The organism is Mediterraneibacter sp. 210702-DFI.5.30 (genome assembly GCF_020560115.1).
In the GTDB taxonomy this organism is placed as follows: Bacteria; Bacillota; Clostridia; order Lachnospirales; family Lachnospiraceae; genus Mediterraneibacter; species Mediterraneibacter faecis.
This window is the reverse complement of the sequence record NZ_JAJCME010000001.1, coordinates 64,632-85,993: the sequence shown is the minus strand read 5'-3', so window position 1 is coordinate 85,993 and position 21,362 is coordinate 64,632. Positions and strand designations below refer to the sequence as shown.

Annotated in this window: 22 protein-coding genes; 2 read left to right on the top strand and 20 right to left on the bottom strand. The window is 40.7% G+C overall.

Annotation, left to right across the window (positions count from 1 at the left end):
• Positions 1–2: 2 nt before the first annotated feature.
• The 17 genes from brxC to LI126_RS00330 form a co-directional block, all read right to left on the bottom strand.
• A complete protein-coding gene (brxC, locus tag LI126_RS00410) occupies positions 3–3,551 on the bottom strand; it encodes a BREX system P-loop protein BrxC (protein WP_118699091.1) in 3,549 nt (1,182 codons plus the stop codon).
• A 13-nt stretch (positions 3,552–3,564) separates the two neighbouring features.
• Positions 3,565–4,125, bottom strand: a complete 561-nt coding sequence (locus LI126_RS00405) for a DUF1788 domain-containing protein (protein ID WP_118447468.1) — start codon at positions 4,123–4,125, stop codon at positions 3,565–3,567.
• A gap of 11 nt (positions 4,126–4,136) precedes the next feature.
• Positions 4,137–4,742, bottom strand: coding sequence for a DUF1819 family protein (locus LI126_RS00400; protein WP_118447469.1), 606 nt, complete (start codon positions 4,740–4,742; stop codon positions 4,137–4,139).
• Between the two features lie 14 nt (positions 4,743–4,756).
• Positions 4,757–4,975 carry a helix-turn-helix domain-containing protein gene (locus tag LI126_RS00395; protein ID WP_002578407.1) on the bottom strand — a complete coding sequence of 73 codons (219 nt, stop codon included), beginning with the start codon at positions 4,973–4,975 and terminating at the stop codon, positions 4,757–4,759.
• 130 nt (positions 4,976–5,105) lie between these two features.
• Entirely contained in the window at positions 5,106–5,366 is a 261-nt protein-coding gene (locus LI126_RS00390) for a hypothetical protein (RefSeq protein WP_118447470.1), read from the bottom strand.
• Position 5,367: 1 nt separating this feature from the next.
• Positions 5,368–6,594 (bottom strand): relaxase/mobilization nuclease domain-containing protein, encoded by a 1,227-nt coding sequence (locus LI126_RS00385; RefSeq protein ID WP_187307067.1) that lies wholly within the window; start codon positions 6,592–6,594, stop codon positions 5,368–5,370.
• On the bottom strand, positions 6,543–6,923 hold the full coding sequence (locus LI126_RS00380; protein ID WP_118699093.1) for a plasmid mobilization protein: 381 nt from the start codon (positions 6,921–6,923) through the stop codon (positions 6,543–6,545). The genes LI126_RS00385 and LI126_RS00380 overlap by 52 nt, the downstream gene beginning before the upstream one ends.
• A 766-nt stretch (positions 6,924–7,689) precedes the next feature.
• A complete protein-coding gene (locus tag LI126_RS00375; RefSeq protein ID WP_026649311.1) occupies positions 7,690–8,142 on the bottom strand; it encodes a hypothetical protein in 453 nt (150 codons plus the stop codon).
• The gene (locus LI126_RS00370) at positions 8,139–9,083 is read right to left on the bottom strand and encodes a ParM/StbA family protein (RefSeq protein ID WP_182438813.1); all 945 of its coding nucleotides are present in this window, start codon (positions 9,081–9,083) and stop codon (positions 8,139–8,141) included. Before LI126_RS00370 ends, LI126_RS00375 begins: the two co-directional genes overlap by 4 nt.
• Positions 9,084–9,334: 251 nt before the next feature.
• Positions 9,335–9,649, bottom strand: a complete 315-nt coding sequence (locus LI126_RS00365) for a helix-turn-helix domain-containing protein (protein WP_019162573.1) — start codon at positions 9,647–9,649, stop codon at positions 9,335–9,337.
• Between the two features lie 123 nt (positions 9,650–9,772).
• Positions 9,773–10,120, bottom strand: a complete 348-nt coding sequence (locus tag LI126_RS00360; RefSeq protein ID WP_118447473.1) for a TnpV protein — start codon at positions 10,118–10,120, stop codon at positions 9,773–9,775.
• A 403-nt stretch (positions 10,121–10,523) separates the two neighbouring features.
• A complete protein-coding gene (locus LI126_RS00355; protein ID WP_227155604.1) occupies positions 10,524–11,978 on the bottom strand; it encodes a family 43 glycosylhydrolase in 1,455 nt (484 codons plus the stop codon).
• A gap of 246 nt (positions 11,979–12,224) precedes the next feature.
• Entirely contained in the window at positions 12,225–12,809 is a 585-nt protein-coding gene (locus LI126_RS00350; RefSeq protein ID WP_227155606.1) for a cytidylate kinase-like family protein, read from the bottom strand.
• A 13-nt stretch (positions 12,810–12,822) separates the two neighbouring features.
• Positions 12,823–14,190 (bottom strand): MATE family efflux transporter, encoded by a 1,368-nt coding sequence (locus LI126_RS00345; protein ID WP_227155608.1) that lies wholly within the window; start codon positions 14,188–14,190, stop codon positions 12,823–12,825.
• A gap of 366 nt (positions 14,191–14,556) precedes the next feature.
• Entirely contained in the window at positions 14,557–15,060 is a 504-nt protein-coding gene (bilS, locus tag LI126_RS00340) for a flavodoxin family protein BilS (protein ID WP_227164609.1), read from the bottom strand.
• A gap of 54 nt (positions 15,061–15,114) precedes the next feature.
• The gene (locus LI126_RS00335) at positions 15,115–15,591 is read right to left on the bottom strand and encodes a PTS sugar transporter subunit IIA (protein ID WP_055147167.1); all 477 of its coding nucleotides are present in this window, start codon (positions 15,589–15,591) and stop codon (positions 15,115–15,117) included.
• A gap of 167 nt (positions 15,592–15,758) precedes the next feature.
• The gene (locus LI126_RS00330; protein WP_226866077.1) at positions 15,759–16,505 is read right to left on the bottom strand and encodes a MerR family transcriptional regulator; all 747 of its coding nucleotides are present in this window, start codon (positions 16,503–16,505) and stop codon (positions 15,759–15,761) included.
• Positions 16,506–16,673: 168 nt separating this feature from the next.
• Between LI126_RS00330 and LI126_RS00325 the strand changes: the two genes are divergently transcribed.
• Positions 16,674–17,996 (top strand): MATE family efflux transporter, encoded by a 1,323-nt coding sequence (locus tag LI126_RS00325; protein WP_055147173.1) that lies wholly within the window; start codon positions 16,674–16,676, stop codon positions 17,994–17,996.
• Positions 17,997–18,098: 102 nt separating this feature from the next.
• Here LI126_RS00325 and malQ read toward each other — a convergent pair whose 3' ends face one another.
• Genes malQ through LI126_RS00310 form a run of 3 tightly spaced genes read right to left on the bottom strand, consistent with a single transcriptional unit; the run spans position 18,099 to position 19,963 of the window.
• Positions 18,099–19,613, bottom strand: a complete 1,515-nt coding sequence (gene malQ / locus LI126_RS00320) for a 4-alpha-glucanotransferase (RefSeq protein WP_227164608.1) — start codon at positions 19,611–19,613, stop codon at positions 18,099–18,101.
• Between the two features lie 15 nt (positions 19,614–19,628).
• The gene (locus tag LI126_RS00315) at positions 19,629–19,766 is read right to left on the bottom strand and encodes a hypothetical protein (protein ID WP_226901283.1); all 138 of its coding nucleotides are present in this window, start codon (positions 19,764–19,766) and stop codon (positions 19,629–19,631) included.
• The gene (locus tag LI126_RS00310) at positions 19,763–19,963 is read right to left on the bottom strand and encodes a hypothetical protein (protein ID WP_255651131.1); all 201 of its coding nucleotides are present in this window, start codon (positions 19,961–19,963) and stop codon (positions 19,763–19,765) included. Before LI126_RS00310 ends, LI126_RS00315 begins: the two co-directional genes overlap by 4 nt.
• A gap of 369 nt (positions 19,964–20,332) precedes the next feature.
• Here LI126_RS00310 and LI126_RS00305 point away from each other — a divergent pair, with 369 nt between their 5' ends.
• Positions 20,333–21,358 carry a LacI family DNA-binding transcriptional regulator gene (locus tag LI126_RS00305; protein ID WP_117498271.1) on the top strand — a complete coding sequence of 342 codons (1,026 nt, stop codon included), beginning with the start codon at positions 20,333–20,335 and terminating at the stop codon, positions 21,356–21,358.
• The last annotated feature ends 4 nt before the right edge of the window (positions 21,359–21,362 follow it).

Below are 21,362 nucleotides of genomic sequence, written 5' to 3'. Positions count from 1 at the left end.
CGTTAGTTCAGCTTAATCTCGTCGCAATTCTTCAACAACTGTTTCAGCTGAGAACGAATTTTCTCTACATAATCATCAATATCCGCATCCGTCTGTAAGGTCTTTGCCTGAAATACAACCTGACGGTTATAGGCACGAACCACTTTCTTCTTTACAGGAGCAGTTTCTTTTCCTGACTGTGTCGGCTGTACCTGTGGCTTCGGTACAGGCGGAGCCAGAACGGATTCAATATTATCGACTGTATCATCCTTGTACTGACACATTGGCAGAAACATGGCATCCAGAAGGGCAAGGCTTTTTAATTCTGCGATTTTTTCCTTGCACTGGCTGAAATACCGGTCTGATTTTTCAATCAGATGGGATGCCTTGGAATCGCCGTTTGCAGCAGTGTGGGTTGCTTCCATACACTGACGAACTGTTTCCAGAATCTCAACACGTTTTTCTTCCAACATCTTGTCATGAGCTGTACGAACAGTATCCATCAGCGGATTCAGTTCACGAATCCGGTTATAGTTGAACTTACTTCCGGTCTGAACCATGATAATCAAACGAATGGTATTCAGTGCCTTGTGTGCTTCCTCATTTTCTGCGATACAATCAAGATCATCATGCAGAGATTTTTCAAACTGTACTGCCTGATCGAACACTGTTACCTGAGTTTTGAAGAAGTTTTCAATGCCGTTGCTCATGGCTTCTTTATTATCAAAGAGAGCATCCTCTTTTTTCAGCACACGCTCAATCAGAGCAATATTGTCTTTCTTCTGTGAAAGTACATCGTCCATCAGATGAATGGCTTCCTGTACCAATGCACGATCCGGGTATTTATGTCCGTCATAACGAGCATCCAAAGAAGCATAGTAATCACGCTGCTCGGTAAACTTCTCCGTCACAAAGCGAATCAGGCCATCTTCATCGTCCGGTACATCCATGATGTCGAAATACTCTCGGAGCATCGCTTTTACATCACGCATCATCATAGCAGAAATGGTTTTACGCTTGCTGATGGAAGTCTTTCCGATCTCACTCTTTTTGCGGAGCATATCCGGCAACTTCGGGTCATCCGGCTGAATGGTATTGCCTGCATACTTGATGGTTACTTTCTGGGAATAAATCAGCTGTGCCGCAACCGCAGCAATATCAATTTCTTTCCATCCATACGGAATCGCACTGTATTTGCTTTGCACATCTGCCATAGAAGTCGGCAGCTTTTTTGCATCCTGCATTTCCAGATATTCTTCCATGGCAGAAGCAGCATCACGGTTCGGTTCCATGCCCGGAAGTGCTGTTACCGCACCTGTCAGAATCGCAATAATATCTGCATCACTGCCTGCATTATCTGTAATCAAGTCGAGCTTGCTATACACATGGGCAACCAGATATTCAAGTGACTGGTCAATCTTACTCTTTGCATTTCCGGCTTTGATTTCCAGATGCTCACCGTCTACATAGAACTGTGCCCCCTCGATGGCATTTTGCAATTCGCTCATGGCACTCAGCTCATATTTTCCGGCTTCGTCCTGCTGGTCACTTATGATTTTCTGCACAGTTTTTGGAAGCTGGCTTACATTTCTCTGCTTTACATACTTGCGAATTTTCATAGCAGATTCCAGAGATTCATAGTAAGGTGTGTCAGCCAGGACCACGATTGCTTCGTTGCCTTTGGATTCTGCCATCAGACGATAATCCGTTTTTTCAATAGCATCGGTAGCAACAGTCAGGAAACGTAGACGCATACCGCCTGTTGCCACACCGACAGTAATACCATCTACCATTTGGTCGAAGGCAAAGTCATATTTTCCATAACGGAACTTCTTAGTTGTGAAAATATCACCGTAAATCATCTGAGCAATACGCTCTACGATAGAAGCGGTATCCACATTTGTATCTCTAATTTCACGCTGAATGTCCTGTTCTTCGTCAGTCAGGAAGTTATAAGTATCACCGGTTCTGCCGATATAGTTTTGGCTCATCAGACGATCAAGGCATCCACGGACAGCTTCACGCATGATAATCTTATCCACACGAATATCGTCTGCCATAAGGATAACGATATTGTCCAAATTAGAAGGAATATCATCAATATATCGAATCAAGTACAGAAGTTTCAGCACATCCACATCCTGCTGTTCGATGCCATCGCCGTTGTCGGCTGCTTTCTGACAACGCTCAATTACACGACGGATTGAACCATCCAGAAAAGTATGTACGGTATCATAAAAACGGAAGAATGGAACAAGTGCGTATTCATCCTTCTCCTGAATTTTCTGTGCAGCTTCCTGGAAACCGGACAGCATGGAACGCTCACCACCAGACAGGTGCTTACCGGAATTTCCATGTTTCCGGATTTCAGCAAATACCTTCTGCATGATGATAAACTGATACGGCACGAACGGGAAGTTCTCGGTAAATTCCCTTGGGCCGGAATAACCTTTAATATCCAGAATGGAACCGTTAAAGCTGAACAGGTTACGAAGAACAGAATCATTCTGCTCATAAACATCTTCCAGATTTTTAGCTGCTTCTGGTTTCTTTTTCAGAATACGTTTCTGGATGACTTCATCCACAGAGGAAGATGATAAACTCAGTCTTGTCTTAAAACGAGCCTGAATACGGGAGAACTCATCGGCACGAACTTTGATGATTTCATCAATCGCTTCCTGTCCGGTGCAGATCACCCAAATCTTTCCTTCACACTCACTTCCGATTTTTTCTGTCAAAGACTGGAGGTTCAAAAGCATATCGGTGTCTGTGCCGACATACTGACCAACTTCGTCGATCATAAACAGCAGACGGAAGTTCGCTGGTTTAGTATCCACATAGGCTTTCATATCTTCCACAAGCTGAGCAATAGATATTTCTGTTGCAGTTTTATCATTGAACCATGCCTTGGCATCGTCCTCACTCATATCCAGAACTTCCATTAAAGTCGGAATAATAAACTTTCCATTGAATGCAAAGGCACGGCGCATTTCCATCCAGGACTTGCCTTTCTTTTCTTCAAAGACTCTGCGGAACTCCTCCGTTTTTCCCTGCTGGTCGATATAACGCTCCATCATGGCAACTTTCAGATTTTCTCCGTAAAATCCCAGATGGTTATAGAACATCTTCGCAAAAACACGAAGTACAGCTGTCTTATCTTTATTGCTGAATCCCTCAATATCAATATTAAACAGAATTGTCTCCGTTGTTCCCTTTGTAGCACGGTCAATCAGCATAAAGGTTGCCGGATCGTCCTCAAACTTTTTACGAAAACGTTCTACACTCCGAATACCTTTTACCTCTTTATTTTCCAGAAGGTAGGAAAGCATTTTCAGAAAGTGAGATTTACCACTTCCAAAGAAACCAGAAATCCAAACCCCCATATCAGCCGTAGGCTGGTCAAAGGCATCTCCATAATAGTTGAAGAAAGTGATGAAGTGTTTCTTCAATTCTCTGGTAATGACATATTCATTTAACTCCTGCTCGATTACATCATCAGCAGCCTGATCTACTTTAATTACACCATTGATTTTGCGGTTGATGTCATCCGCAAACATATCTCGAATCATCATGGTTTTATCCCCCTTAATCTATGACATTGAATGCCCGGTAATAATCATTTGGTGTCAGACGATTGAACAGTTTTACATGATGACCATCGAACTCACCCGGATACATAACCAAAATCGGAACATCCGAAAAATACGGTTGCAAGGCTTCCAGTAACGTATGGATTCTCATAAATGGAAACACCTCGCCTACACCTGTCAACATCAGCACATCACCTGGTTCGTGTGGCTCATACTGAATTTTATCAATGAACTCTCCATTGCCGATTGCGGAATTCAGCTGCTCCAGAAGATAAGCACTCCCGTCAGCTTCTTCCATATCTGGAATTGCATCTGTGATGTCCATATCATCGCAGATAGAGAGAAATGTTTTATATAAATTACAAACGATCAAATGGCAATCTAAGGACTGATCAGTTTCCAGCTGATTCACAAAATGGCGGACAACCATTTCATTTTCAGGTTCATAACAAAAGATTCTGATATTCACTTCATTGCTCAGTCCCTTGCCTTCCAGGAACTCCGGTTCCTGGATCAATGCCCGAACTTTGTCCAGGCGCTCTTTTATTTCACTCATCGGGTTACCTCCTACACAAAGCAATTAAACGCCGGCAGTATTGTCATATCGCCATTGCTTCTGATGGCATTTTCCAAAACAGGATGCAGCCATACTGGATTCAAATGATCTGCCTTGAGATTATCGAGATATTCTGTTTCGACAAGCACTCTGGCAATAATCTGTTTTAACTTTGTTATTGTACTATCGCTCCAGGAAGCCACGGTATCATTCTGCTCCTGCAAGCGCATAAAAAATGTATTCAAATCAATCTTACCAAAAGACGTGTCCCTTAATCTGTACTTCTCGCCAATGACGGTCAGCATAAATTCCCAGACCAGTCGGCTTTGCTTCATTAACGCATACAGACAAATCTGTTTTGCTACATCAGTTGGTTGTGACGCAATCGCAGAAACCAGAGAATCATCTTCCAGAGCATGAAGCCGTTTGATGCAGGCTTTCGCCATGCGTGTGATAGATTTTTCCGTTGGGTACTGGAAGAGATTCTGCTCTACAATTTCTTTTACAATCGCATCATTGGAAATTCCTTCTACCATTAGCTTTGCGGTAGAACGCATTTCGTAGAAAAGGAACGGCTCTCTGGTCAAAGACGCAATATAAGGATAAGAATGATCCATGTTCCCGTACCTCCTTACTGCTCCTCTTTTTTATCAGGAACAAATTCCATGATATCTCCCACATCACAATTCAAAGCAGAACATATCTTTGACAGAATCTCTGTACTTACATTTTCATCTTTTGATAATCGAGACATCGTTGTTGTACTAACTCCTGTCATTGCACGCAAATCTTTCTTCATCATTTCTTTATCAATTAACAATTTCCACAATTTCTTGTAACTAACTGCCATTTTTTCACCTCAATCTTATTTGCTTGAAATATCTGTTCACATGGTATTTATCATCATATCACAAAAATGCGTTTCAAACAATCTAATCCATCAAAAATCAAAATTTAATTCTGAAATATCGCATTTAAAATCACAAGAAACACATCTTAACAAGACAAGCTGAAAGTACAAATGCCACTATATATCCGATTCCACAGAAAAATTTTATCTCGTTTATTTTCTCTGATTGCAATTTTATTCTTTTTTTCAGTTTTTGCACTTCCTTCTCAGCTATCTTTCTATTCTGTTCCGCTTGATACTTTAATGACTGTAATTGTTTTTCTGCTTCTTTTTGTTTTCTATATGCCTCATCAACAGCTTGCACAGATGATTTATTAACCTGTATCTGCAATTTAGCGTTCTGGTCCCGAACGTCTTTTATTTCTTCTTCGAGCTGCTCTTGCTCGCTCCTGCTCTTCAATCCGTTTCTGTTCCTCAAATCGTCGTTGTTCTTCTGAAGCGATTGATTCAGCTTCTGCGTTTCGGACAGTTCGGTTGTCAAACGATGAATTTCGTCGTTTAATTTCCGAATTTCGTCTTGCATTTCGTGATTCTCGAAGAATAGATTCTGTTTTTCCATTTTCAGCTTGTGTGTCCTTTCCTGAAATTTCTGGATAAACTCGTTCATCTTCTGATTTCTCACCTGTAATTCGTCCCTCTCCACCGTTTCTGCCTGCTCCTTCGCAAGCAACTTCCACTTGTCGGTAGTATACAGCGAGTTCTTCGTCTGATCCGTTTGTTCGTTCTGCTTCGGCTCGTATCCTTTCGTAATTTCCATTAAATTCATTTTCCAATCCCTCCTTGCTGATATCCAGATGAAATGTTTTTGACAAATTGCTGTCTCGCACCTTCTTCCCGTCCTGGTTCTGAAAAGTGATGTGCTTCCGTTTCTCTGACCAGTTTACATTCCATCCAAACTGTTTCATTTTTTCTATAAACTTTTCTTTGCTGATACAATTTTCCATTGCCTTTAATACTGCCATTGCACAGTCCGCTACAAAGCTGTCCTTTACCTGCTGTCGGAACAGGTTATATTTGTCTTTGCTCCATGCAATGACTTCCCCTTTTTCAATCTGACTTCCATCAAAATGTTTTCCTTTTTCAGCAACGGACAAGCCACGTTCTCGGCACATCTGATTGGTAAGCTGTTTCATACGCTCCAGATCCTTTTTGGTGTTATGCAGTTTTCTTCCATCTTCATAACTCACTGAATTAGTAACCAGATGGCAGTGGATATGATCTTTATCCTTATGCACAGCCACTAAGGTCTGGAATCCACTAAACCAATTTTCTGCAAACTCCTTCCCAAATTCTAATGCCTGCTCCGGAGTAATCTGCTCGTCCTTATGCCAAGAAATAATGTTGTGAGCGTACATTCTCCCAGAATCTTTATCCCATAACTTCTTTTCCTCTAAAAATGTTCTGTACACTAGATCATAATTGATCTCGTCATGACAGTACGGGCCTGTTACACAGGTAAATAATTCGTTGGTCTTGTCCTGTCGCAAAACATATTCGATGCAGTTTCTCATTGCTCCATGCGTATTTGTCCGCTTATTAATCGTCTTATTAATAGCCATATCTTTTCACTCTCCTTCCGGTACTTAAGAATATTTTTATTGAGGAAATACAACGTACTATCATTTGGAACTTCTCCATCTGTATGCAGCTTTCTTGCAATCTGATTAATATTTGTAGTAGCTCCACGAAGCTGACTGAGAATATCTGCAAACAGCTGGTTCAATCTTTTCAGTTCTTCCACTTCCTCTGTAGAAGCTATCTTCAAATCTGCGATTGCTTTTATTACAACTTCCTGCTGTGTTCTTCCGGATTCTTTCACTTTGTTTTGAAGCAGATTATATTCCTCGTTATTCATCCGTATGGTTACTGTATGATTTCGTTTTCTCATAGGCTTTTGTCTCCTTCCTTGCTTCATTTTCATTCTTTATCAACAGACACAGCGTTTCGGCTAAAATTTACAGGGATTCCATAAGGGGCAACGCCCCTTTGGTGGGTGCAGGGTGAAACCCTAGTCAATCAGTAAGTGTTCCGTAGGAATGTCCGGTGGACATTTCGCAGGAATACTTACGCCATTGACGTGCTGGGGTTACAAGGGGCGGAGCCCTCTGGCAAGTTTAGGGACAGCCCAAAGGCTGGCTCCGGTGCATAGTGGATTGCCACTTTGCGAAACTTGCCTGTCATCTCCCCACCACTGAACCGACACCCACCAAGCCATATTTTCCACCCTACGTTATCAGATCAAAATGGAGATGACGGTGGTTTTGTGGTGCAGGGACAGACTGTGGAAGAAAGAGAAAAGCTCCCATTCCGATAGATTTTCTCTTTCTGAAACAGGCTGTTCATGCATCACTCCGATGCAAAGAATCGGACAATCATGTGCCGTATCCGGCACTCTATTCTTTTCTTCGCCTTGCTTGTTCAATCCACCCATCTACCAACGCTTTTCTGTTATATTATCCTGTTATTTCTGTCTTTCTTTTTCTGGATCTCTTTCCATTTCTGCTAAAAGACATAAAAATAGCAGTCATAAACATTTCTCCAATTCATAATGTCTGAAATGTAATCACTGCCATTGTCTTTTTCTGCTATTCTGTTTTTGTAAAGCTATTCCTTACTGTCAGTCTGTTTTCCTGTTACTGCTATTTCATAACTATCTAAAAACTGTCTGCAAAATCCAATGCTGCATCCATATCAGCTTCTTTCTCCCAGTCCAGATTATCTTCTGCGATCTCTCCATCCGTTTTCTCCATTGTTAGTGTTCTGTCTGGCAGATTAATTTCTCCTACCGATTCTTTTACAAACGGTACAAGCATTTCCATCAGATTCTTCGCTATAGCCATCGGGGCAGATTCTTTCACTCCATCCCGGACAGCTGTTTCCACTCTTTCTAGAAAAGCATCTTCCTTTTCTCTGGTTTCCAGATACGGATCTGCTTCATTCCTGTACTCTCTGGAAAAATAATCGTTTAAAGCAACTACAACTGCTCTGGTGTACGATTTATATTTTTCCCTGTCCATCGTCTGCAAATATTCCCATGCCTGCCTGTCCTGTTCATCACAAAGATTCAAACGGATATTTGTGTTGATGATTTTCCGTTCTTTTCTCATACAAGCATCCCTCCGTTTCTCTGGATTTTCCTTACGGTCATTGCTTCATAGCCTTTCGCTGTGGCACAGATGTCCCGTACAATTGTCACCCGGCTCTTGTCATATTCTCCAAAATTCTGGATCATACAACCGCCACCGCCGACCACATACAGACGCATCAGTTCTGGATTATATTCCCGTTCTCTCAGCTTATGAAAGATTTCTTTCGTATAATCTCCGGCAGCTTTACGAATGACTGTCAGATATTTCTCACCAATATCTGCTGTCCCGGTACGGATCACCTGCTCAATCACCAGATCATCCACCACTGTTCCCAGTTCTTTCAACAAAGATTCCCTGACTGCAAGCACACACTGGTGCGTTCCATATTTCTCTGTAAAGCATTTCTTCTCTAATGGACGGGAATTATTGATATACATGATGTTCATTGTCCCGTTTCCAATATCCACAAGCATGTTGATTCCTTTAAAATCCTGTAAACGGTAAAAAGCTGCTGCAAATCCCTGTGGGTAAATATCAGCTCCTGCAAACTCTACATGATATTCTTTATTGCGGAATGTAAAATCCACACATTCATTCTGGAGAAGATATTTCTGGAAATCTTCTTTCTGTGTAGCTACCCAGGTAAGTGGAAGTCCGGCTGCAATGTGTACCTTTGCCCGGTTCATACCTTTCCCATCCAGTTCCCTTGCGATAGCCGCCAGTGTCAGCACATAATAGTCCTCGTCCTGCGTTTTCTCTGCACAGAACTCCTTGTGTTCCTCTCCGATCTGGTAATACATGCCATTGTAAACAAGAAGATTATTCTGGAAGATTGGCTCCTTGTCATATCTGGCTACACCGGATGGAAAGCATCTGGTAGCTGTTTTCATGTTTCCATAACCATGATCAATCCCGATCACCATAACTGTTTCATTTCTGTTATTTTTCATCATTCTCATAATCATACCTCATTCTTTCTTTTCTTATCCAATCCTATTAATACTTACGTGAATTGATAAGATGGATATTTTATTTACTGATTCTTTAATAATTCATATTTAGTAACATAGATTATTAATAGCAACGATTTGTCCAGTATGGGATTTACCATATCTGGTTTTCCTATTTTCTGATGTCCGGAGATAGAAATTTCCTATGACCTGATTGTCCAAAATTGGACTATCTACCCTTAGGCACTTCTCTTCTCCACTTAATCATTTTCTTCTCCTAATGGAACTTCCCGGATAATATATTCGGTATCGCCATAAAAGCCATACTCATTACGCAATCTATGACGTTCCACATATCCATGATGCTCTAATTCCTTAATTGCAGAACGAACAGAATCAATCCCATCTCTGCTCAATGTTGCCAGTCCTTGCATATTGTAATTCCAGTCATCTGGCAAACTTAACATCAGCGATAATAGACCTTTCGCTTTCAATGTCAGATTCTTATTCTTGAAATGATGATTACTCATTACCGTAAAATTCTTAGTTCTCTCTACACGAAAAATCTGTGCCATGCTCCCATCCTCCTTTCCAGTTCAAAAGAAAAAGACGCAAGCCATATCTTATGACTCACGTCTTACTTCGCTCACAATATTCTATTTTTATCAGTTACCTGCCAGATTAGTTACTGGCAATCCTTATACATAAATCAATTCTTTCAGGATAATCTCTTCTGCAATCGCTCTGTGCTGATTGGCAGCTCTTACCCATGCCATCTGATCTTTCTCCTTATCCGGCAGTAGTTCTTTTTCTTCCAACTGTTTCAGAATCACTTCTTCCCGTTCCCTGGCTGCCTTGTCCACTTCCAGAAGATGCTCTCCAATCGTATCCTGCAGAAGCATCACCTGATAGGTTGAATTTCGATGGTTTTTCAGATAATCTCTGCGAAGAAAACCATACTTGCCAAGTTGCTCCATCTGCTCACCGGATTTATAGGTGAGATTCGGGATCAGATATCCATTTACATTTGTATACGTTAATTTCATTTTATTAGCACTCTCCATTTCTCATCATTTTTTGACCACAAATTTACGACATTTACGACAAATCTGACACTGCTTTACAATACCAGACAAAATGACTGATGCCCCGGAAAGCCTGTAAAACAGGCACTTCCGGGATACACAAGACAGGACAAAAATCGACTTCCATTATCAATAGGTGAGTGCTAATTTTTTTGTGATTTTTTCTTTTTGACACCAATTTGACACTAATTTTTCTTTTTATAAGCCTCAAGCATTTAACACCATACTATCTAGTCTTGCAATCTCATTTTCAATCCTTATCAGTTCAATCGCTTTTTCGTCCCCGTCCATTGCTTGTGAAAGCAAATAGTAGGACTGCTTCTTAAATGTTTGCTTCCTTTTACTATTTCTCTTTCTTCCAGTTTTAATCTTTCATCAGTTCAAAAAAATGAAAGTCTACTGTACCTTTTCCCTGAAATCTGGAGAATAATGCTCTTTTTCCTCTTGGGATGTTTAAGGCACCTTTATAAGTATGCATTTCTTTCTCTCTGTTACTCACTTCAATCTCTGCACAAATATTTTCAAAATCAGATTTGTCAGAAACCTGCATTGTTCCCTTTGCATTCCCCTGTATAGTAATTCCGATCTGATTTGCCTCTCCCATTTCGAAATATTTAAAACCAGCGACCGACCCATTCTTCATATTTGCAATGTACTGATCTCCATTATTTTCTCGATCTTTTCCACTCTGCGTGAAATAAGGATGATCTTTCAATTTTTGTTTCGATGACTTTCCATCATATCGTCCTGTTCCATTTATCGACCACAAATTGCAAGCTATTCTTGCTTCATAAGCTCCTATCCCTTTCAACGCTCCTTGATTTAAGCCACAGCTTGTAATTTCTGCCTGCTGAAAGCCTCCGTCATTTCTACGTTCCAGTTTTTCTGCACATGCCTGTCTTGCATAAGAACTACGATTTGTCTGTCGATGATAAAAGATATACCATTGATCTTCTATCTGAAGCATTCCCCCATGTGTATTTCCTAAATAATTAGAGGCATGTGTCTCATCTTCATTTCCATTCAAATAAAGATCACCAATATCTACCAGAACGCCTCCATAAGTAAATGGACCTTTAGGTGAATCTGCCATTGCGTAGCAAAGATCATGATTGTGTTCTGATGAATATACAAAACAATATTTTCCATCCACTTTTCGTATAGAACTTGCTTCAAAAAAAGCATGATCCTGAAAAGCACCCTTTTTTCCTTTTGTAGGAAATAGAAGTTCTGGGCCGGATTTGATTGTAATCATATCCTGTTCCAGTTCCAGAACAACTCCGCCTTCATTGGTCAGATTACGTCCTCTGGAAGCAACAGCCGGAACCTTAGTAGCAAATCCGGAATAAAGATATACTCGCTTATCATCATCTACCAATATCCCCGGATCAAACGGAAATGGTTCCCCACTCTTTTTTCCCCATACATGTCCATCTTTAAAATGAACATGTCCGTAAAATTCGTACTTGCCTGCCGGAGTATCACAGACAGCAACTCCCATCTCACCCATGAAGTCGAAGGCATAATAGAGATAGTATCTTCCATCTGGTCCCTGTGTAACATCTGGTGCATACAAACAGCGAATTCCTAATTTATTAGAAGGATCCTGATTTTTTCTGTATATAACACCTTCATATCTCCAATCAGAAAGATCTGTCACAGGTGCAGACCAACAAACATAATCCTTCACACAGAAAATCGGCGCTCCAAAGGAATCATGAGAGCCATAGACATATACTCGATCTCCAAACACATAGGGTTCTCCATCCGGGATATATTCCCAGCTTGGCAGATATGGATTAAATACCTGCTGTTTCATTCCTATCATCTCCTTGTATCATTATATTATAGTTTCTTTACTGAACACATCTTATCACAAAATATGTAATGTCATTTTTTTATTTCATAAAATGTATTTCCCATTTCACAAATAGTAAGCTTTTTCAAAAATTCCTCTCCAGCACAATATAAGAAAAGACGTAAGTCACATTTCTATGACTCACATCCTTTCTTGCTCATGTTTTACCTTTTTATAACAAACTATTTTCGGAATGTATTTTCACAGTCATATACATTCCATAATTATCTTCTCGCATCTGTCGTACCCAAGCTTGGAACTATTCAGACACAACGTATAATTGCTGGCTTTTCCCCATTTCTGATCCGTATAAAAATTGTAATTCGCCATACGCCTTTTATCTGTATCTGCCATCATTTTGACAGCTTCCTTTTCTTCTACATTATATAACCCCATAATTCGCTGTGTTTTTTCCGGCATATCCCCATGGATAAATACATTCAGTACATCATCCCGGTCTTTCAGAATATAATCTGCATTTCTTCCAATGATCACGCAAGGCTCCTTTTCAGCCAGTTCTAAAATAACTTTCCTCTGTGCCTCATACACCATGTCTTCTACTGATTTTCCTGTGATATCACGTCCAGCAAATGCATATGCAAACAAGCCTTTTTTCGGAGATAATTCCGCATTTTTCTGAACATACTCCGGTGACAAACCGGACTTCTCTGCAATGTCATTAATGATATTTTTATCATAATAAGCAATTCCAAGTTTCTTTGCTACTTCTTCTCCGATAAAACGTCCGCCGCTTCCGAATTCTCTGCTGATTGTAATAATTCTTTTTTTCATCTCCGCTTCCTCCTTAACTTAAAACATCAACTTTATTTTTTCTGATTTTCTTTAAGAACATATATCCCACAAAACATGACACTATTTCAGTAATCGGAAATGCCCACCAGATTAATGTAACTCCCATCTGGCCATTTCTGACAAATATCGAAAAAATTCCGGCCAGTGGCAGAATAATGATAAGCTGTCTCAAAAGCGAAATTACCAATGATTCCACACCACCGTCCAATGCCTGATAAATACCCTGATAAGCAACATTAATTCCGGCAAACAGAAAGCTGACTGAGATTACCCTCATTGCTCCGATAAAATATTCTCTTGACTGTCCTGCATTAAACAGTGTCGCGAACGCCCCAGGGAAAATCTCTGTAATAGCAATTCCAAGAATCATTAATGCAATCGTATAGATCAGACCATATTTGATTCCATCCTTTATTCTCTTCTTACTTCTCATTCCATAAGCAAATGCAAGGATCGGAGTGATCGCGTCACGCAGACCAAATGCAAGGAAGAGAACAAACTGCTGCACCTTATAGAACAAACCATATGCTGTCTGTGCTGACGGATTGAACTTCAGGATCAGATTCATTACATAAACCATAATCGACATCAATGCCTGTGCAATGATCGCCGGAAGTCCGATTGCATAGATTTCTTTTATAACACCGCCATCCGGCTTCATATATTTCACCCCATGCTCAAACTCTTTATTCAATTTTATATGGAAAATGAACAGCAATACTGCGGACGCTACCTGACCAATTACCGTTGCATAGGCCGCGCCTTTCACTCCCATTTCCGGGCAAGGTCCAATACCATAGATCATGATCGGATCAAGAATAATATTTACAACTGCTCCGACCACCTGACCGATTGTGGAATAAAGGGATCGTCCTGTTGCCTGTAATAACTTTTCGAATAAAGAGAAGAAAATAATTCCAAAAGAAATCACGCAGCATATCCGCAGATAACTGACACCCATCTGAAAAACTTCTGCATCTACTGTCTGGGATGAAATGTATGCTTTCACTTCAAAGATGCCAAACAATAAACAAACCACATAAATGATCACTCCCAGGAACAGACTGTTTCCGGCCACCTTTGCTGCTTTTTTACTATTCCCCTGGCCAAGCGTTCTTGCCAGAAGTGCATTGGTTCCGACACCTGTTCCGATTCCCACTGCTACCATAAGCATCTGAACCGGGAATACCAGTGTCAATGCATTTAATGCTGCCTCACTGCCCACTCTCATATTTCCTACAAATGCACTGTCTACAATATTGTAGACCGCCTGCAATGCCATAGATAAGATCATCGGGATTCCCATCTGGACCATCAGCTTATTCACCGGCATATCCTTCATTTTGTTGCTTTCCACCATTTTGTTTTAACTCCTCTCTTTTCTGCACAAAAAAAGTGCGCACCTTGTCTTATAAGCTGGACTTACGCTGACAGGCTACACACTTTTTCATGGCGATATTCTATTTGTAACTGTTCAGAGCCAAGCAAAATTTCATAAAACAGGTGTAAAATGCTTGCATTTTTAAGACTGTTTTTGAAATTTTATTTGGCGGATACGCCACACCGACGAAATGCGTAGCATTTTGGAGGTTGCCTCTGAACAGTTACTTCTATTTTAATAAGAAAACGAGCAGCCGGTAAACTGGATTTACGCTTACATGCTACTCGTTTGTAGTTATTATATTTCCTGTTTTATTAAAAGTCAAACAAAATTTTCTTTACTTTTCTATCCTCTAACCAGCTCTCTCAACTTATCCAGATCTTTCTTATCCGGATGTGATAAAGCACGGTCAAAATTTGCGATCAGCAGATCAAGATTCGGCATATGATCCGGCTGCTCTTTCATTTTCACATAACGGTCTCTCACCGCTTGCGGCATCTTTCCCTGACACATATACTCACCAACTACCTGATTGCTTTCATCCATAGAACTCTTAACATTATTCAGAAGCTTCTGAAAATATGCCTCATTCTCACCAAACCCGGCTGTTCCAAACAGAAAGACTTTCTTATTCTTTATTCTTTGCAATAACTCCAATGCGGATTTATCTGCATTTCCCTGGTCTGTCCAGAAACCAATGTAAAGCATTTCCGATACCGGTTCTTCGATTTCGCTTGTTCCGAAATAATCACAATTCTCCTGCGGCAATGCATCACGAATCGCATTTGCCAGCTCTGCTGTATTTCCTGTTTTGCTGCTGAATATGATTGAGTATCTTTCTTCTTTCATACTATAACCTTCCTTCTAAGCTAAATCGATTCTGGAACAATATCTTCAGACTTCTTATTTCTGCTTGATTTCCATAATAACAGTTTTTCCAGCCTGAACTTCTCCCTCTTCACATACAAGCTCTTTCCCTTCAAGGCTTGAACCGATGACGATCGGTGTGATGGAATTACGTCCTGTTTCTTTGATAAACTCAAGGTCTGCATCTGCAAGAAGATCTCCTGCTTTTACCTTGTCTCCTTCTTTCACATGGATCTGGAAACATTTTCCATTCAGTGCGACTGTCTCAAGTCCGACATGTATCACAACTTCTACTCCGTTATCGGAAGTAACAGCATAAATGTGACCTGTCTCTGCTACTTTTGATACAGTTCCGTCAACCGGGCTTACAACCTTACCTTCTGTCGGAACGATTGCGATTCCATCTCCAAGAATCTTCTCTATAAAAATAGGATCCGGCACTTCTGTGATTGCTACTGCTGTACCGGTCATAGGTGCTAAAATTGTTTCAAATACATTCTCCTGATTGCTCATATCTAACTCCTCCTTAGACGTCTTTCATCCACTCATTACTTCTCTTACTAACTAAAAAATTATAGTCACTGTTTCTGCGAATTTCAATCCCATTTTTTGATTTATTTGTGAATTCTATGTTTTGCATATTTTTCCACGCTAGTATCGTTTCTTCTTATTCATAATGATCAGCAAATCTCTGCAAAGGTCTTATAGAAATCATATACCTTACCGTCTTCCTGTGCGCAGAGTAGAAAGCGACTGATCACATCCCCTGTTTTATGATATTGCTGTAGATATTCTATATGTTTCTGCAAGTCATTTGGATAATTCTCGGCAACTTCTTCTTTCATAAGAAATGTCATATATCTGCCGCCATGCTTACGCCAGATAATATGTGACTCGTCAAACACATTGCTCGCGTCCGGCAAGACAGTCAGACCACGTTGTTCCTGCTGCAGCGTGTCCGTATGCTGTACGCGGGAATAAAGATACGGATCTTCAATATATTGAAGTAACTTCTCCTGCTCAATCAACTCAAAAGAGACAATGCACTCCGTATCGATCTCTGTTTCCTGATAAGGCGTCTGTCTCAATTTTTCCAACGTCTTCACCGCCTCAATATGCCTTTGCAGTTTTTTCATTCGAAGTTTTAGCAGTTCCTGTTCCTGTTCAAGCTCCGATAACTTCTGTTCAAACAGATTTGCCTGTTGTTTCGGTGTATTGGATTTCATCTCTCGAATCTGCTTTAACTGAAATCCGAGATTTTTATAAAAGATCACATCAGAAATTGTCATCAGATCTTCTACCGCATACTCCCGATAATGACTTGTCTCCCCTTTGTTCGGTGATAGAACCTGCATCTCTTCCCAATAGCGCAATGTAGATGCGGGAATGTCAAAGAAATGGGATATCTCTCCTATTTGAAATTCCAAAGCTATATTTTCCGCCTCCTCTTGATGATTAGATGATCTTTTTCTCTTCATCGTTCATGAAGATACCGACATCTTGCTACTTGTATTTTAGCAATCTTTTTATTGACCTTCAAGTACCTTTAAGGTTTATCCTATACTAAGATATTTTTTTAACAAGGAGGCTTCCTTATGGAAAAAACTCTTATATTTCGTTCGGTAGATGAGATTCGATTAAAGAAATTATTACGCTTTATCATTCCAACTTATCTGACCTCATTATTTACTACAGTTTATACGATCGTTGATGGAATCTTTGTTTCTGCTTATGTTGGAACAAATGCACTCGCTGCGATCAACGTTGTCTATCCGCTTGTAAATATTCTGTACGGTATCGCACTTGCCTTTGCGACAGGCGGAAGTGCGCTTGCTGCTCTTCATATCGGTGGAAAGAAAAATGACGAAGCCAGCCGGACTTTCTCGGTAAGCATGGCTGCTGCCATTGTCATTGGCGCTCTTGTCTCTGCGCTTATTCTTTTCCGGTTGCCACTCATCCTGCAGATGCTTGGTGCAACCTCACTGTTGATGGAAGATTGTAAAGCTTATATCTACTGGTGGCTGTTCGGTGCTCCGATCGTGGTTGGAAAAGAGATGTTCACTTATTTCATCCGTGTTGACGGTTCTCCGACGTACAGTTTTCTGACAGCACTTTCCGGAGGGATTTTTAATATTGTTTTCGATTACATTTTTATCGGACAGCTCCATATGGGAATTACAGGTGCCGCACTTGCAACTTTCCTCGGCCTGCTGCTTTCTTTTGTAATGGGAGTGGTTTACTTTGTAACACATCCGAACTTCCTTCATTTTACATTCCACGGATTATCTATAAAGGAAGCATTTCATAGCATGGTCAACGGAACTTCTGAATTCGTAAACCAGCTTGCGATTGCGATCACAACCGTTATCTTTAACCGAAGTGCCCTACTTTTCGCCGGAGAAGACGGCGTTGCTGCTGTTTCAATCATCATGTATTTACAGTTCTTATGTATCGGAATTTATTTTGGATTTTCTATGGGACTATCAACGCCACTAGGATATGCTTACGGAGACAGAAATTTCTCTGTCTGTCGTGTTTTAGAAAAGTACGCTTATCGCTTCTTTGCGATTGCACCGATCATTCTCTACGGATGCACTTATCTGCTGACACCAATTGGAGTGCGTTTCTTTGCATCTCCCGGCAGCACAGTCTTTAACATGGCAGTTTCCGGAATGCGCTTATATGGACTCGGATTCTTATTTTCAGGAATCAATATCTTCGCAGCAATCCGTATGATGACATATGGCAAAGGATATATCTCAGGTATGATTACTTTCCTTCGTTCCTTTGCACTGCTGCTTCTTTTCCTGACAGTTCTTCCAAGGTTCTTGGAATTAAATGGAATCTGGCTGGCAGTACCGGCAGCTGAGATATTGACACTGATTGTTGCACTTTGGACGTTGAGGAAAAAACTGTAGCTTAAAAACAACTATTTAAAGAGAACTAAAAGACGGAGGTTTCTGACATTTTGTAATCAGAAATCTCCGTCTCTTTTTCATAAAATCTTATTTTTTAGAATCCTACTCGACTGTCTCCCAGTTCATTCTTCCATATCTGAGTGTCATCTCCTGGATTTCCTTCTGCAATTTCAATGATAACTGTCTCGTATTCACTCTCCATTTCCAGTTCTTTCCTACCGTAGACGGAGTGTTGATACGACAATTATTTCCAAGTCCTAAATAGTCCTGCATCGGAATAACACACAGCTTTGCACTGCTTCGCATAATCAGGCTGATCAGAGATTTATACAGTTCACTTTCCGGTGTGTACTGGTCACACATGTAATCTCTCGCCAGTTTCTGCTCCTCTTTTGTGATACTGCTCCACCATCCAACGATTGTTTCGTTGTCATGAGTTCCTGTATAAGCCACACTGTTCACCGGGTAGTTATGTGGAAGATAATCATTCGCACAACCTGAGTCACGGGAATCAAATGCAAATTCCAGAACCTTCATTCCCGGAAAACCACTCTCGCGGACCAGCTCACGAACAGAATCTGTCACATAACCAAGATCTTCGGCAATAACCTGCTTCCATCCAAGTGCCTGTTCCACTTTGCGGAACAGATCGATTCCAGGACCTTTCTCCCAATGTCCTCCGATCGCATTCTCTGCCCCATACGGAATTGAAAAGTATTCATCAAATCCACGGAAATGATCGATTCTGACAACATCATACATCTGGAATACATAATGCAGTCTTGAAATCCACCATGAATATCCTGTCTCTCTATGATAGTCCCAACGGTACAGCGGATTTCCCCACAGCTGTCCTGTCGCAGAGAATCCATCCGGCGGGCATCCGGCTACAGCTGTCGGAACATTTTCCTCATCTAACTGAAACAGTTCCGGATGCGCCCAGGTATCCGCACTGTCCATTGCAACATAGATCGGGATATCTCCAATGATCTTGATTCTATTTTCATTTGCATATGCCTTTAATTTCATCCATTGCTCGTGGAATTTAAACTGCATGTACTGCTGGAATTCAATATCATAATACAGTTCCTCTCTGTAATAATCCATTGCCCATTTCCAACGGAGACGGATATCTTCTGCCCATTTTGTCCACTCTACATTGTCAAATCTTCCTTTTACAGCCATGAACAGTGCATAATCTGACAGCCACCAGCTATTCTCATTCACGAATTTCTGATACTCCGGATTCTCACTGATCTTACTTCTCTCATAAGCCTTTCGAAGCAGTGGATAGCGTCCTTTATAAATCTTCTCGTAATCAATAGAACCCTTTGCTTTTCCCCAGTTTACTTTCTCACATTCTGCACGTGTCAGAACACCTTCCTCGATCAGTTTATCAAGACTGATAAAGTACGGATTTCCTGCAAATGTAGAAAAGGACTGATATGGAGAATCTCCATAACTGGTCGGTCCAAGCGGGAGAATCTGCCAATAACTCTGGCCTGCTCCTTTGAGCCAATCTACAAATTCATACGCACTTTTTGAAAAACAACCAATTCCGTACTCTGACGGCAAACTACTGATCGGCATTAAAATACCTGCTGCTCTTTCGCTCATTTTATCTTCCTCCTCTTAATCTTCTACCTCGATCATTACTCCATAATGATCGGATACTACCGGGTAATTCTTACCATTACATACCACTTTCGATGACTTTACTTTTTTCTGCGTATTACAGAAAATGTAATCCAGACGTTTGGCATCTTTCACTGCTCCACCGCCTTCTCCATCGTACTTCCGATTGTCATTACGATAGAAAGATCCGCTCCTGCCATCTGTACCAGCTTACCGATACTGATCATCAATCCTGCTGCCGGCATAACTGCGATAACCGTCATCAGAACTTTACCTAATTTCTGAAGCAAATCAAAATTGAGATTGAATTTCTTCTTTCCTTTCGTTTCCACCTTTAAATTTCTCTTTTAGATCTCCCTGCATACCATCACATCCTGTGGCACGCCTCTGTTTGTTGCATTATTCCATGCAACCGTTTGCATTAATTATATGTACGTTTTGTACGAAATGCAATTCTATTTATAGATCTATTTTCTATTTCTGCCTTTTGCACAATTTATATGCTCTGTTTTTGTACATTCTCACAACAGTTTCTATGCAAAAAACTATGCAACAGATTTGACATCATTGTATTCTTTCACTAAAATAGTAGGTGACGAAATGCGTAGCATTTTGGAGGTTGGCTCTGAACAGTTACGTGAAAATAAAGGAAAATAGGTATCAGACTCCTGACATCCTCATTTCCTCACAGGAGGGAAAATATGGCAGTAACAATTAAAGATGTGGCCGCTTTGGCAGGTGTATCACCTTCCACTGTCTCCAGAACTTGTAAGAATAACCCATCCATCAGCACAGAAACAAAAGAAAAAGTTCGTAAAGCGATGATCGAACTTGGTTACGAAGTAAACTTTCAGGCCAGCAATCTTGCTTCTCAGTATTCCCGCACGATCGGGATTATCCTTCCGGCATCTGCCCGTGAAGTATATGAGAATGCTTTCTATCTTGAAGCAATTCGCGGCATCAGCCACTACTGTAACCAGAGACAATACATGTCTACTGTTGTGACAGGTCAAGATGAAGATGAGATCTTAAAAGCGATTCAGTCTATGTCACGAAGTGGAAAAGTAGATGGGTTCATCATTCTTTATTCTCGAAAGGACGATCCGATTATTGATTATCTCTTCAGCGAAGGGCTTCTTTATATCTTGATTGGAAAAGCAACACAGTACACAAATCAGACATTATATATTGACAATGATAATCTTCTTGCCGGAGAGGACGCGACCGAATATCTCTATCAGCTCGGTCATCGCAAGATTGCTTATCTGGGTTCCGACAGTTCACTGACTTTTGCCGCAGACAGAAAAACCGGTTACCAGATGGCATTGACTAAACACGGAATCCCTTTCCGTCCAGAATACTGCGCGGAAGTTCTGAATGTATCAGGAGATAACACAGAAGCAATTTCTTCTCTGTTACTGCAGGATGAACCGCCAACTGCAATCGTTGTAAGTGATGATATTCTTGCTGTTTCTCTTGAAAGAGTCTGTCTTCAGAATCATGTTTCAATCCCTGATGATTTGTCGATTATATCATTCAACAACTCTCTATTTGCAAGATCGACATCTCCACAGCTTACTTCAATTGATATTAATTCTAAGCAGCTGGGTATCGAGGCGGCATCTCAGATGATCAATCATATTGAGAATCCGAATCTTGTTGCAACAAAGATTATCGTGCCGCATCAGCTGATTGAACGCGACAGCTGTTGTAAAATAAATGGATAAAAGG